Consider the following 12,819-nt stretch of genomic DNA (forward strand, 5'->3'; position numbering starts at 1 on the left):
TTTTAATTGCAGTTCACTAGTGGTTTAGTGTAGAGCTTTATATTAAATACTAGTTTTCATCGGCATCAACACGAATGCCGTTTTCGTCTATTTTTAAAATAAATGATTCGCCATTGTCTTGAACATCAATATCAATGCCATCTTCATTTATTTTAATTTTGCCTTTTTCTCCATTTTCGTTGATGTTGATATCTATACCGTTACCATTTATTTTTACCCGATTTTCATCCTCAGAGAATTCTAATTCTTTTACAGGGCAGTCTAGGCATTGTAAGGTTCCATTGTTTCCCATCATCCATTTAAAATCATAGACATCACAGTCGTTAATTTTGCTGTCATTTTTAGTGTTTACGCGCCAGCAATTATCTACAGTATTCAAAAACTTTAATTTCATACCTTTTGGCAAGTAAATAAATACACGAACCTCTTGATTTTTAAATTTGTTTTCTCTTCGAGTTGTCAAGAATTCATCTAATTCTAGCGTGTTACCTTCTAATCTAAATTCATAATCAATTTTTTCAGCAGTCTCTCGGGCATTTAAGAACGATTTTCCATTAGAGTTTTTCTGAACTTCTATGTGAATAAGAGAATCTTTTGAAGTTTTAAAATTAAACTCTACATCTTGAGAGGATAATATTTCTTGTCCGTTGTCATCGTAACTCACAATCATATCACCAATATTTAAAGTACGTCTATTCCAATGTAGATCATTAGAGGTAAAAGCAATATTTAAAGTGTCATTAGGGCTGTTAATGTAATACTCTGTATCTGTAATTGCGCTATCCCAGAAAGCTCTAGAAGAAGCTTGTTTAGCACCAAGTATGATAATAGCAATAAATGATATTAACCATAGGCCTAAGAGTGAAAATTTAGCGACAGACCCTATAGATTTTAAATTGGTAATTAGAATTTTTAATCCTAGATATAATAAAAAGAATAGGGGTATAGCTACTAAGAGAAAAGCCACTATGGCTACAATCCAAAAAGGAGTATTTGTAGCATCTACCAATTCATATAAGTTTAAGGGCCCTAAGTGAACAGTATCAAAAACACCCACTGTAAAGAGACCAATTAGCATAGCTATTAATCCGGCACCGCCTGTAATAATCAATATGATTCCAACAAATTTTCCTATAATTTTAAAGAAGAACATGATGATTTCGCCAAGGGTGTCAAAAAAAGTTTTCCCACTACTTTTAACTTTATTACCTACTTTTTCGTAATCAACATTTTTTACACGGTCTGCAACTTCATCAAAACCCTCTTTTACTTTACGTTCAATGTTACTGATGTTCACATCTTCACCACGCATGTCTAGTTTCTGTGCGGTTGTTTTGGCTTCAGGAATCAAAATCCATAATAAGCCATAGATTAACGCAAAACTACCTCCCGAACCAACGGTTAAGACAATCCAAAGAATACGCACCCAAATAGGATCTACTCCAATATAATGGCCTAAACCAGCGGAAACACCTGCTACATATTTAGCATCAATATCTCGGTATAATTTTTTAACTCTTTTGGGCTCTTTTGAAGTGGTTACAGGTTCATCATCAAAAATATCTTCATCAACCATATAATCTTCTGGTTGCCCCATGATAGCGATCACTTCGTCTACTTCTTTGGTGGTAATTACCTGACGTTCATTGGCTAGTTTCTCATGAAATAATTCTGCGATTCTTGCTTCAATATCTGCTAAAATTTCATCACTACCTGAGGTATTTGCAAATGATCTTTTTACAGATTCTAGATAACGTCGCATTTTATTGTACGCATTTTCATCAATATGAAAAAGTATATTAGCGAGATTTATATTTACAGTTTTGTTCATCGTTAGTTGTTTTTGTTGTTGGTCACTAGGTTAGTAGCACTTCGTAATTCATCCCAAGTAGTATCTAATTCTTTGAGAAATAGCTTCCCTGTTTCAGTCAATGTGTAGTATTTTCTTGGTGGTCCAGAGGTAGACTCTTCCCAACGATAATTTAATAAGCCTGCATTTTTTAATCGTGTTAATAAAGGATAGATGGTACCCTCTACCACAAGCATTTTGGCATTCTTTAATGTTTCAAGGATTTCTGATGCATATTTGTCTTCTCCATTTAAAATAGAGAGGATGCAATATTCCAGTACACCTTTACGCATTTGCGCCTTTGTATTTTCTACATTCATAATTTCGTCTTGCTTTGTATGCAGCTTTTTTAGCCTCGAAATTCTTTCTGTTTTCTTAGAACTAACTTCTTGCATAGATTAACGGTTCGTTTTTTGATTGATGAATAAACATCCAGATTGATTTTTTTGATTGTGATTAATGAATAAACTCCTGTACTGAAAAGGTGTGATTAAGACCTTTTTTTACTTTATAAAATTAATAGTTAATGGATATGAAAATTCTTGACCTTCATTTGTTTTTATGACGGCTAAAATGGTATAAACAATATTTAGTGCAAATAGAGCTCCGTGTAATAAACCGCTTACTCCAAAAGGAATTAGCCAAGAACCAAACCTGAAGTCATTGCTGTCAAAATGAAAATTCATAGTATTGAAATGATTTAAATTTCCAAATGAGAAATTTCCGAAATCAAATAGGTTTGGAACTAACCCTAAAAATAATGGAATGCTTATAATGCCAATAAGTATAGAATAAAGCAATAAGCTTAATTGAAAATTTAAAGCTTGTTTTCCATTATAATCTACATACTTATATTCATTCTTATTTGCGGTCCAAAGAACCAAAGGAACTATGAAGTTTCCGAAAGGAATAAAAAACTTAGAGAACGTCGATGCATGCAAAATTGCAGAGAGGTTTTTTTCGTGTTTTGATATAGTATCTGTCATGGCTTAGTAATTTCTTATGCAAATATATGTCTAAAAAAAGGTACTATGCAACACATAGTACTGTAAATTAACTTTTTATTAACATTTGTAAGCTCGTTATTTTTCAATACTTTTATACAAAATTTAGAGTAGTTATGGGAGTTTCCGCAAGTAAGTTTAATTCGTTTACATTTTTTAAATTGCCTTCTGCTTGGTGGTGTGGTGTGCGTTTGCGTCATATAGATACAAAGAAAGCTGTAGTAACAGTAACCCATAGATGGATAAATCAAAATCCTTTTAATTCTATGTTCTGGGCAGTTCAAGGTATGGCCGCAGAATTATCTACTGGAGCTATGATGATTGATCAAATTAAAGAAAGCGGACAGAAAATATCTATGTTAGTAGCAAATAATAACGCTAGTTTCACTAAAAAGGCTACAGGTAAAATTACATTTACTTGTGAAGACGGTCATTTAATTAAAGAAGGTATTGATAAAACGGTAGCGACAGGAGAAGGCCAAACTATTTGGATGAAATCTGTAGGAGTTAATACCGATGGAGTAGTGGTATCTACCTTTAATTTTGAATGGACCATTAAGTTAAGGAAGAAATAAAATTACCTTCTTTTCCGTATTCTATAGATGAATATGGTGGGTTGGTATAGCCAAACCCCTTACATATCTATTTGCTTTGCTGTTTTTTTACATTTTCATCAATTTCGTTTGAAATTAGAGCAGTAGCTATTATGTAGCTGCTAAGATCTAATTCCTAACTTTTTAAATGAAAATGAAAATGAAAATGCGAAAATTGGTAGTGATCTTAATTCTTAGTACCGTTGGTGTAGGGTTCTCACAGGAAACAGGAAGTGTGTATATTACTTCAGAATTTTTACCAAATTCAGAAGTAGGTACTATTAAAAAAAATAAAGTAGGTTTTGATATTCCTCTAAAAACAGTATTTGGAAAGGAGACTATTAGTTTGTTTGGGGAGTATCAAAATTTAAATATTGGTTATGTTGATAAAGATGTGCCATTTGAGACCCACCAAATAGATAATTTTCAAACCGTTAGTTTAGGGCTTCTATATGATCGAGTTTTAGAAAACGGATGGGGTTTTTCTTTGAAATTAGCGCCACAAATATCTTCCAATTTTGATATCAACGCTTTTGATAGTCGAGATATATTTATCAATGGATCCTTACTATTTGATAAATTGAATACAGAGAATCAATCTATGTGGAGTTTTGGAGTTTCATATGATGTTCAAAATGGGTTAGATTTTCCAATCCCCGTTATAGCCTACACAAAACGATTGGATGAGAAGTGGGCTTATAAAATTGGATTTCCTGATGCAAGATTAAAGTGGTCTTTTCATAAAAATCACCGGATAGAAGCGTTCACCACCTTAGGTGGTTTTGCAGGCAATATGAATGATGATGTGGAGATTTATAAAACAGATTATAGGGGAAATTTAAAGAGCACCTATATGTTAGGGGGGGTAGGATATACCATTAGTTTTCTTAAAGATTTTGAATTCAATGCTAAAGCAGGGTATTCCGCTTTTAATAATATGGAAGTTCAGGATTATGACACCAATGAAATTTATAATTTTTCAATGGAGAATGGTGCCTATTATAATTTTGGTGTAACCTATAAATTAAAAGTGAAGTCTAAGGTAAAAAGTCCTTATTATAATTAATGTAAAAAAATAAAGAGGCTTAAAAGTAAAAAACAGAAATTACAATTCTGTAATTTCTGTTTTTTACTTTTAACGAATGTATTAGTTATCTTAATAATATATGAAAGAAAATTATTTATTTTACGAAGAACAAAAATTTACACAATGGTGGTTGTGGTTGCTGTTATTGCTGATAATTGGGTATTTATTATTTGATTTGATAAGTTTTTCTTACTCAAGTGATGAAATATTTACTGTAGGTACGATTATTTTTAATACGGAAAACTTAATTCCTCTTATATTAGTATGTCTGGTTATTCTTCTGTTTCTAATTTTAAAATTAAAAACTACCCTATCACAAGATTATATTCAAATTTCATTTTTTCCTTTTTTTACAAAAAAATGGAATTGGTCAGAAATAAACACTACAGACATTGTTACCTATGGCTTTGTAGGGTATGGAATTAGGTTGAGTTTAAAGTATGGAACGGTCTATAATATAAAAGGAAATCACGGATTAGCTATTCATTTAAAAAATGGAAAAAAGCTGATGGTGGGCACTCAAAAACCGGAAGAGTTAGCGAATGTCATCAAAAATAAATAGTGAAATTGTAACATTTGTATCCAAGACCGTACTAATAATCATCAATCAAAAAATAGATAGGACATGAATGCACATGAAATAGATTTTCAGATATTAGGGGAAGAAATGCAGTTTGTAGAAATAGAGCTAGATCCTCAAGAAGCTGTTGTCGCAGAGGCAGGGAGTTTTATGATGATGGACTCAGATATTAAAATGGATACCATTTTTGGAGACGGTTCTAATCAGGATAAAGGTGTTTTAGGTAAAATATTTTCTGCAGGAAAGCGTATGCTTACAGGTGAAAGCTTATTTATGACGGCTTTTTTAAATATAGGTCAAGTAAAACGTAAGGTTAGTTTTGCATCTCCTTATCCCGGAAAAATACTTCCAATAGATTTATCAGAAACCCAGGGTAAATTTATATGCCAGAAAGATGCTTTTCTTTGTGCCGCAAAAGGTGTTTCTATTGGTATTGAATTCTCAAAACGTTTAGGCAGAGGTTTGTTTGGTGGGGAAGGATTTATCATGCAAAAATTAGAAGGTGATGGTTTGGCATTTGTTCATGCAGGAGGTACTTTAGCAAAAAAAGAATTAAAGTCAGGAGAAGTGCTCAGGGTAGATACTGGATGTGTTGTGGGTTTTACACAATATGTGGATTATGATATTGAATTTGTAGGCGGTATTAAGAATACTGTATTTGGTGGGGAAGGATTATTTTATGCTACACTGCGTGGTCCAGGAACCGTATATGTACAATCGTTGCCTTTTAGCAGACTGGCTGGTCGTGTTCTTGCTGCAATACCAAGCGGGGGCAATACCAAAGGAGAAGGAAGTATTCTTGGAGGTATTGGAAATTTATTAGATGGTGATAATTAATTGTAGACATAAAAAGTTTGAAAAACGGAACGGTAAAAAATATAACGAAAAAACTGTTATCAGATAACTGGTATAGGTTAGATAAATATTTCTTTGATTATCATAGAGAAGATGGTGCTTGGGAAAAACAAGAGCGAGAAGTTTATGATTGTGGTGATGCTGCAGCTATTCTTTTAATGCATAAAGAAAGAGGATCTGTTATTTTAACCAAACAGTTTCGGATGCCTGCTTATCAAAATGGTGTGGCTACAGGAATGCTGGTTGAGGTTTGTGCCGGACTTTTAGAAGGAGATACTCCTGAGGTTTGTATCAAGAAAGAGGTTCTTGAAGAGACTGGCTATGAAATTCCTGAAGTCAGTAAAGTTTTTGAGAGTTTTATGGTGCCGGGCACCGTTAAGCAAAAAGTCCACTTTTTTATAGGTTATGTGGATGATACCATGAAAATTAATGCAGGTGGTGGTGCAGAGGATGAAACTGAAAATATTGAGGTGTTAGAAATTCCGCTATCCGAAGCTTATGATATGATTGCTTCTGGAGGTATAATTGATGGTAAATCAATTATGTTATTACAACATGTAAAAATACAGCAGCTTTCTTAAAGAGTCTCTAATAGTGGTCTCTTAAATTCTCGAAGACCAATTGCATTCGTTTTTTTATTTCCTCAGTAGGTTGTTTGTAGTGATTGTTCATGATGCTAAAAATCAGAGTCTTACCCGATTTGGTTCGTAAATAGCCACTTAAACAATACACATTACCTAAAGAACCAGATTTAGCATATAGATATGGTTCGTTTATTCCTCCATACCAATTCGTCAACGTACCGGAAACTCCTCCTGCAGGAAATAAATCAAAGATTCGTTCCTGTGATTGTTCCATGTATATTTTTTTTAAAATATGAACTAAAGATTCAGGGGTAAATAAATTATACCTAGATAGTCCTGAGCCATCTACCCATCTAGGTGGCTGCTTTAAATCGGCAAGATGATGTTCTAAAATATAGCGCTGTGCTTTTTTAAAACTTAAGGTATCAGATAGTGTAGCGCTAGATAAAATAAGTAATTGTTCCGCTAGGAAATTATCACTAACCGCCATCATTCTTTTTAATATAGAATCTGTGGGGATACTATAGACTGTTTGTTTCTTTACTTCAGGAAATTTGGTTAGTAGTTCTACATTCTTGTTTAAAGCAGAATCAAGCAAACTTTTAATTAATGTATCATCTACTATAAATGGAGTTACTGTAGTGTCTTTTTTATTGAGATCATTATAAAAAATATTGCGGTGTTGATCACGAGCCTTTGGTGCAACCATCGCTAAAATATTATTTTTGAAGAATGATGGAATAATTGTTATGGAATCGTTTTTATAAACAGATAAAACGTTGCCATACATAGGAAAAGAGGAACGTTCTGGCTGATAATAGGCATCATAATCCTCCCAAGCCCATCCGGGCCCATAAGCCGTCGTTTTAAAATTATTTAGATTCAATTTGATGTGATTGTATCCTTTTAAAAAATGAAGAGCCGTACTGTCTTTAAAATACGAATGTAATAAACTAGGATCTCCTGTGCCTTCTATATAAATAGTATCTCCAGTAGTATGATATTTAAGGGTAGGTATATTTTTAGGCAACACATTTAAGGCAGTATATAAGGTGGCTATTTTTGTAGTACTCGCAGGAGTAAAATATTTTTCACTATTATATTTTACAAGGGTATCATTATTTATAGGGTCATAAATGAACACGCCTAAAAACTGATTATCGTAAAAAGGCTTCATAAATGCTTGTTGTGTTTCTTTACGTATTTTTTTAATTTTCGAAACGCTGCAACTGTGTAATAAGTTGATAATCAATAATGAAAATAATATTTTTCGCATTCTTAAAGGCTAGTTCTTAGGGGAACAATTTATGCTTTTTGTCTATATTAACAACAATTTATCTATTTTTTAACTAATATAGAGCAATAGATATTACCTTTTTATGTTTAACTTAGTAAAATCAACTAATACATATTTTAATATGACTAAATCAATGCTTGAGTACACTAAAATGGTACTTAATAAAGTTAGTTTTGATACAAAGTTATTTTGTAAAGAAGTAAAGAAAGCTTTTTCAACACTCATGCCTGAAGAAGTAGAAGAACTAAAACTCTGGTTAGAAAAATTTATATATGATAAACCAGAACTAAAACAAAGCTTAATATACTTAACATAAAACAAAAGCCACTTTAATAAGTGGCTTTTTTATTGCGCTAATTTTTAGTGTTACTTTTTATTAAGCGGACTAATAATTTTTACGTCTTGAAAAGCAATAGCACCTCTTACAATACTAGAAATTACTTCTCTAAGCGCTTCTGTTATTTGTATTTTTAATTCGCTTTTATGATAGATTAAACTAACTTCTCTGGCAGGAGATGGACTTTCAAAATACTTTAAGTTTTCTTTTTTACGCTCATCTAGCGTTAGCGTATTTAAAAAAGGAAGTAATGTCATTCCCATTCCTTCATTTACCAAATTCACTAAGGTTTCAAAACTTCCACTTTGTAATTGAAAAGCTTCACCCTGGGCATCTTTAGATGCTTTACAAAGGTTAATAACCCCATCTCTAAAACAATGTCCGTCTCGTAAGAGTAGCACATCATTTATATCTAAATCTTCAGTCTTAAGCTTGTCTATTCCACTTAATTTATGGTTTTTAGGCACATAACCAACAAAAGGCTCATAATACAGGGGGCGTTCTTTGATATATTCTATTTCTAAAGGCGTAACAGCAATACCGGCATCTAAATGGCCGTCTTGAATATTTCGGATCATATCCTCAGTATTCTGCTCTTTAATGATAAGATTTACTTTAGGATATTTTTTGATAAAGGTATTTAAGAACATAGGTAGTAATGTAGGCATTACCGTAGGGATAATTCCCAATGTAAATTCACCTCCTATAAATCCTTTTTCTTGATCAACAATATCTTTTATTCTATTGGCTTCGTTGACAATATTTTTTGCTTGTGCTACAATTTTTTTTCCTACTTCAGTAACAGCAATTGGTTTCTTACCACGATCAAAAATTAACACATCCAGTTCATCCTCTAATTTTTGAACTTGCATGCTTAGAGTTGGCTGAGTTACGAAACTTTTTTCAGCAGCAAGAGTAAAATTTTGGTATTCGGCAACAGCCAAAACATATTGCAATTGCGTTATCGTCATTTGTATTGTTTTAGGCTATAAAAATATAAAAACTATCAATGAATCTTATGGTCTTAGGGGGTATATGTTTCGTAAATTTGTTATGAAATCAAAAGCATATATTATGAAACTAAATAGCATAGGATTAGACGCCGCAAAATCAGCCCAATTAAGTGATGATTTAAATACCTTATTAGCCAACTTTCAAAGATATTATCAAAATTTAAGAGGTATTCACTGGAATATTAAAGGAAAACGCTTTTTTGACTTGCATATAAAGTTTGAGGAGTTATATACTGATGCCAATGAGAAAGTAGATATGATTGCGGAAAGGATATTAACCTTAGGTGGACTACCATTACACACCTTTGAAGATTATATTGCAAATTCTACGATTGAAGTAGGTAAAAATATTCACAAAGATGAAGCGGCAATACATTTAATTGTTGATTCTTTGAGCAAACTACTTGTAATTGAGCGTAAAATATTAAACACATCAGGAGATGCCGATGATGAGGGTACAAATTCTATGATGAGCGATTTTATTGCAGAACAAGAAAAAACTGTTTGGATGATGAAAGCTTGGTTAACAGAAGAAGTATAAATTTGATATTAGTAATAAAAAAAGCCTCCTAGCATTATGCTAAGAGGCTTTTTTAGGTTTAAAACCGAATGGTAAATGCTAAATCTTCATTTGTTAGCGAAAATTTTGCATCATCAAAACGTGGTGGGCCATAAGACATATCATTTCCAGACATACCGTAGTTTTCTTTTGGCATTCCATTAGTTTCGAAATCCATGCGCTTATTATCGTTTTCATCATGCACCGCCATAATAGCATAACTTCCAGGGACTACATTTTCAAAGCTTATATTTATTTTCCCGTCTACTATTTCACTAGCTATATTTTGTATGCCGGGCCCTTTCATAAACGTATCTGCAGTATGTAATGAAAGTAACACTTTACCATTGTTGCTAGAGATATTATCAATAGACACCGCTAGGGTGTAGCTTTGTGTTTCTTGAGCTTTGGCGAAAATAGAACATAGAATTAGAATAGCGGTAACAAGTAAATTTTTCATTTGAATCTGGTTTTTAATACCGTTGGTATGCGGTAGTAGTTATTAATAGTTCAAAGTTGAAAAATAAGAAGGAGGTGGGTAAATTTTAAAAACTCAACTGTAGAAATTGATTTCCGAATTGTAGTATTTGTGCAAAAAATTAAAAAACTATGTTTTAAAGAGCTGCGTAGAATCAATTACCAATTCTCGATTTTAACCAATGGACCATTCCATCTGTTTCTTGTAAGGTAAGATTACTAGAAATTTCTAATTGCCCACCTGTAATCGGGCTCATCATTGTAGGAGCTAAAACTATTTTTTTTCCAAAATAAATGACCAGGGGTTCACCTGTGAATTCTGTAGTTATTTCTTTTAGTTTTGCACTTCCTAAAGTGTTTAAAACCAAATGGACAGAAGGCTTTCCTAAATAATTAAAACTTTGAGAAACTTCTTTTATATCAGATAAATAAATGGAAGGTGTATCTTGCAGGATAAGAGTTTCATAATTATCACCAGTAAATCCATCATAATTTTTAGTCAAATACAAACCAGAAATTGTATCTCTACTCATAGGCTTAGCTTGAGAATATGAAGCTGTTGCTAGAAACATACCTATAATTAATGGAAAAATTTTAAGGAACATATTTTAAATTTATAGGGTATTCTTTTTCATTGCTTGCGCTATAGCACAGGCATTGGCATCATCAATAGTTTCTAGTTCTGAAATTATAGTTTCATGATCTTCCGTTCTATTTTGGGATAACTTATAAGTAGCTTGGATATCATCTATTTTAATTTTAAAACCAATAACCCCTTTAACTTGCCTCAGTGTTTTGCTAGACATGTCTTTTAAGGTTATAGGATTCTTAGATGCTTTTTCGTACTTATTTACCAGTTTGTGCATAGATGCCATAACTTCGTCCTCACTAAGTATACTTAACTTCCCATATACATGAACCGCAATATAATTCCAGGTAGGAACCTCTTCTTTTTTGTACCAAGATGATGATATGTAGGAGTGTGGTCCATTAAAAATACAAAGTACGGTACCATTTTCTGTAAAATGTTTTCCCTGTGGATTTGCTCTTGCAATATGGCCTACTAAAATATCGGAGCCATCATGGTCAGTATCTAATTCTAAAGGAATATGTGTAGCCCAAGGTTTATTGTCTACTTGGTTTACAAGGATGCCAAAACTATTTTCAATTAAAAATTGTTTGATTTCTTTTAAATCCTTTTGCTCGTAATATTTTGGAGTAAACATTATAGTTAGCTTTTAAGTTTAAAAGTAACTATTAATCATTTAAAACGAGTAGAATATATGTAATTATAAAGAGTGTTTTTTTATTGTAAAGCTAAATTTAGAACCTTCTCCTAGAGTAGATTTCACCGTAATCTCACCCCCTAATTTTTCAATTATTTTTTTTACGGTGGCTAAACCTATTCCGTTACCCCTTACTCCAAATTTATCTTGGGGACTATTGATGGTGAAAATATCAAAAATACTGTCATACTTATCTTCAGGAATACCTGGGCCATTATCAGCAACATAAAACAGGTAGTGTGTTTTAGAAGCGTCAATTCCAATTGTAATTTGAACCTCTCCTTTGTCATTGTATTTTATGGCATTGGTTACCAAATTGATGAGTATTTGATCTAATGCGGTTTCATTAATAGTAACCTTTTTTAATTCTGATATAACTGTTAAATGAATATGAGGGTTGCTGCTAAATATGCTATTGATGCTATTCTTTACATTTTCTATGCTAACCTCTTTAGTTTTTTCTTTTAATAGGTTGTCACTCTTACTATAGTCTAATAAGCCTTCAATAAGCCCTTTTAATCGGTTAGAAGAACTCACAATCATATTTAAAATATCTGATCCTTGTGAATCTATATTGATTCCATATTGATCGATGAAAATATCTGTTAAGGTGGTAATATTATTTAATGGAGACTTCAAATCATGGGCCGCAATATAGGCAAAGCGTTCTAGTTCTGTGTTTTTCTCTTTTTGATTGACTAAGGCCTGCTGTAGTAAGAGTTCATTTCTACGAAGCTCTATTAACTTCATAACTTGATTGGATAGCGCTTGAAGCGATTCTATCTGACTTTTGTTTAAGCTCTTTGGTTCGTGATCTATAACGCATAAAGAGCCAATAGGTAAGTTGTTTGCCGTCATTAAAGGAACCCCAGCATAAAAAACCACATTAGATTCTCCTGTAACCAGAGGGTTGTCAAAAAAGCGCTCGTCTTTTCTAGTGTCAGGAACTATAAATACATCGCCAGAGTGATTTATGGTATGACCACAAAAAGATATCTCTCTAGGAGTTTCTTTTATATCTACGCCATAGGAAGACTTAAACCATTGCCGATTTTCATCTACAAGGGTAATCATTGAAATAGGAGTGCCACATATTTCGGAGGCTATCTTGGATAAATTATCGTAGTCTTCTTCGGGTAAAGAGTCTAAAATATTATAAGATTGAAGCTCAGCTAATCTTTTTTCTTCTTCTTTGTGCGCTTTTGGAGCAAGCATGCTGTTGATTTATGAAGTGAGAAATATATTACAAATAGAAGAACGAAAAACTAATAGTATAATTGTATTGAAGCCTTAATTTA

16 protein-coding genes are annotated in these 12,819 nt (G+C 32.5%); 7 read left to right on the plus strand and 9 right to left on the minus strand.

The annotated features are described in order from the left end of the window. Window positions 1-49: 49 nt before the first annotated feature. From M666_RS10775 to M666_RS10785, 3 genes are all read right to left on the minus strand, one after another. Window positions 50-1,831 carry a PspC domain-containing protein gene (locus M666_RS10775; RefSeq protein WP_029445861.1) on the minus strand — a complete coding sequence of 594 codons (1,782 nt, stop codon included), beginning with the start codon at window positions 1,829-1,831 and terminating at the stop codon, window positions 50-52. Between the two features lie 2 nt (window positions 1,832-1,833). Next, window positions 1,834-2,169, minus strand: coding sequence for a PadR family transcriptional regulator (locus M666_RS10780; RefSeq protein WP_024479993.1), 336 nt, complete (start codon window positions 2,167-2,169; stop codon window positions 1,834-1,836). A gap of 183 nt (window positions 2,170-2,352) precedes the next feature. Further along, a complete protein-coding gene (locus tag M666_RS10785) occupies window positions 2,353-2,835 on the minus strand; it encodes a DUF4870 domain-containing protein (protein ID WP_024479994.1) in 483 nt (160 codons plus the stop codon). Window positions 2,836-2,969: 134 nt separating this feature from the next. On the opposite strand from M666_RS10785, the gene M666_RS10790 reads away from it, so the two are divergent. From M666_RS10790 to M666_RS10810, 5 genes are all read left to right on the plus strand, one after another. Next, entirely contained in the window at window positions 2,970-3,428 is a 459-nt protein-coding gene (locus M666_RS10790; protein WP_024479995.1) for a DUF4442 domain-containing protein, read from the plus strand. A 178-nt stretch (window positions 3,429-3,606) separates the two neighbouring features. Beyond that, window positions 3,607-4,512, plus strand: a complete 906-nt coding sequence (locus tag M666_RS10795) for a DUF6268 family outer membrane beta-barrel protein (RefSeq protein ID WP_151198045.1) — start codon at window positions 3,607-3,609, stop codon at window positions 4,510-4,512. 100 nt (window positions 4,513-4,612) lie between these two features. Beyond that, complete coding sequence (locus M666_RS10800; RefSeq protein ID WP_029445863.1) at window positions 4,613-5,095, plus strand: hypothetical protein; 483 nt, start codon at window positions 4,613-4,615, stop codon at window positions 5,093-5,095. Window positions 5,096-5,158: 63 nt separating this feature from the next. Beyond that, a complete protein-coding gene (locus tag M666_RS10805; protein WP_029445864.1) occupies window positions 5,159-5,950 on the plus strand; it encodes a TIGR00266 family protein in 792 nt (263 codons plus the stop codon). A 17-nt stretch (window positions 5,951-5,967) separates the two neighbouring features. Next, window positions 5,968-6,549, plus strand: a complete 582-nt coding sequence (locus tag M666_RS10810) for an NUDIX domain-containing protein (RefSeq protein WP_029445865.1) — start codon at window positions 5,968-5,970, stop codon at window positions 6,547-6,549. Window positions 6,550-6,556: 7 nt separating this feature from the next. Here M666_RS10810 and M666_RS10815 read toward each other — a convergent pair whose 3' ends face one another. Next, window positions 6,557-7,828: a D-alanyl-D-alanine carboxypeptidase/D-alanyl-D-alanine-endopeptidase gene (locus tag M666_RS10815; RefSeq protein WP_029445866.1), complete on the minus strand. Its 1,272-nt coding sequence runs from the start codon at window positions 7,826-7,828 to the stop codon at window positions 6,557-6,559. 142 nt (window positions 7,829-7,970) lie between these two features. Between M666_RS10815 and M666_RS10820 the strand changes: the two genes are divergently transcribed. Further along, complete coding sequence (locus tag M666_RS10820; RefSeq protein ID WP_024480000.1) at window positions 7,971-8,165, plus strand: hypothetical protein; 195 nt, start codon at window positions 7,971-7,973, stop codon at window positions 8,163-8,165. A gap of 50 nt (window positions 8,166-8,215) precedes the next feature. Here the strand turns inward: M666_RS10820 and M666_RS10825 are convergent, their stop codons facing one another. Beyond that, on the minus strand, window positions 8,216-9,157 hold the full coding sequence (locus M666_RS10825) for a LysR substrate-binding domain-containing protein (protein WP_024480001.1): 942 nt from the start codon (window positions 9,155-9,157) through the stop codon (window positions 8,216-8,218). Between the two features lie 103 nt (window positions 9,158-9,260). On the opposite strand from M666_RS10825, the gene M666_RS10830 reads away from it, so the two are divergent. After that, window positions 9,261-9,740 (plus strand): Dps family protein, encoded by a 480-nt coding sequence (locus tag M666_RS10830; RefSeq protein ID WP_024480002.1) that lies wholly within the window; start codon window positions 9,261-9,263, stop codon window positions 9,738-9,740. A 58-nt stretch (window positions 9,741-9,798) separates the two neighbouring features. On the opposite strand, the gene M666_RS10835 is transcribed toward M666_RS10830, so the two are convergent. The 4 genes from M666_RS10835 to M666_RS10850 all read right to left on the minus strand — a co-directional run bounded on the left by M666_RS10835 (window position 9,799) and on the right by M666_RS10850 (window position 12,736). After that, the gene (locus M666_RS10835) at window positions 9,799-10,218 is read right to left on the minus strand and encodes a DUF2141 domain-containing protein (protein ID WP_029445867.1); all 420 of its coding nucleotides are present in this window, start codon (window positions 10,216-10,218) and stop codon (window positions 9,799-9,801) included. Between the two features lie 172 nt (window positions 10,219-10,390). After that, window positions 10,391-10,840 (minus strand): SecDF P1 head subdomain-containing protein, encoded by a 450-nt coding sequence (locus M666_RS10840; protein WP_029445868.1) that lies wholly within the window; start codon window positions 10,838-10,840, stop codon window positions 10,391-10,393. A 9-nt stretch (window positions 10,841-10,849) separates the two neighbouring features. Then, complete coding sequence (locus M666_RS10845; protein WP_029445869.1) at window positions 10,850-11,461, minus strand: FMN-binding negative transcriptional regulator; 612 nt, start codon at window positions 11,459-11,461, stop codon at window positions 10,850-10,852. Between the two features lie 63 nt (window positions 11,462-11,524). Beyond that, window positions 11,525-12,736, minus strand: coding sequence for a sensor histidine kinase (locus M666_RS10850; RefSeq protein WP_029445870.1), 1,212 nt, complete (start codon window positions 12,734-12,736; stop codon window positions 11,525-11,527). Between the last annotated feature and the right edge of the window lie 83 nt (window positions 12,737-12,819).

Origin of the sequence: Cellulophaga baltica 18 (assembly GCF_000468615.2) — a bacterium.
GTDB lineage: Bacteria > Bacteroidota > Bacteroidia > Flavobacteriales > Flavobacteriaceae > Cellulophaga > Cellulophaga baltica.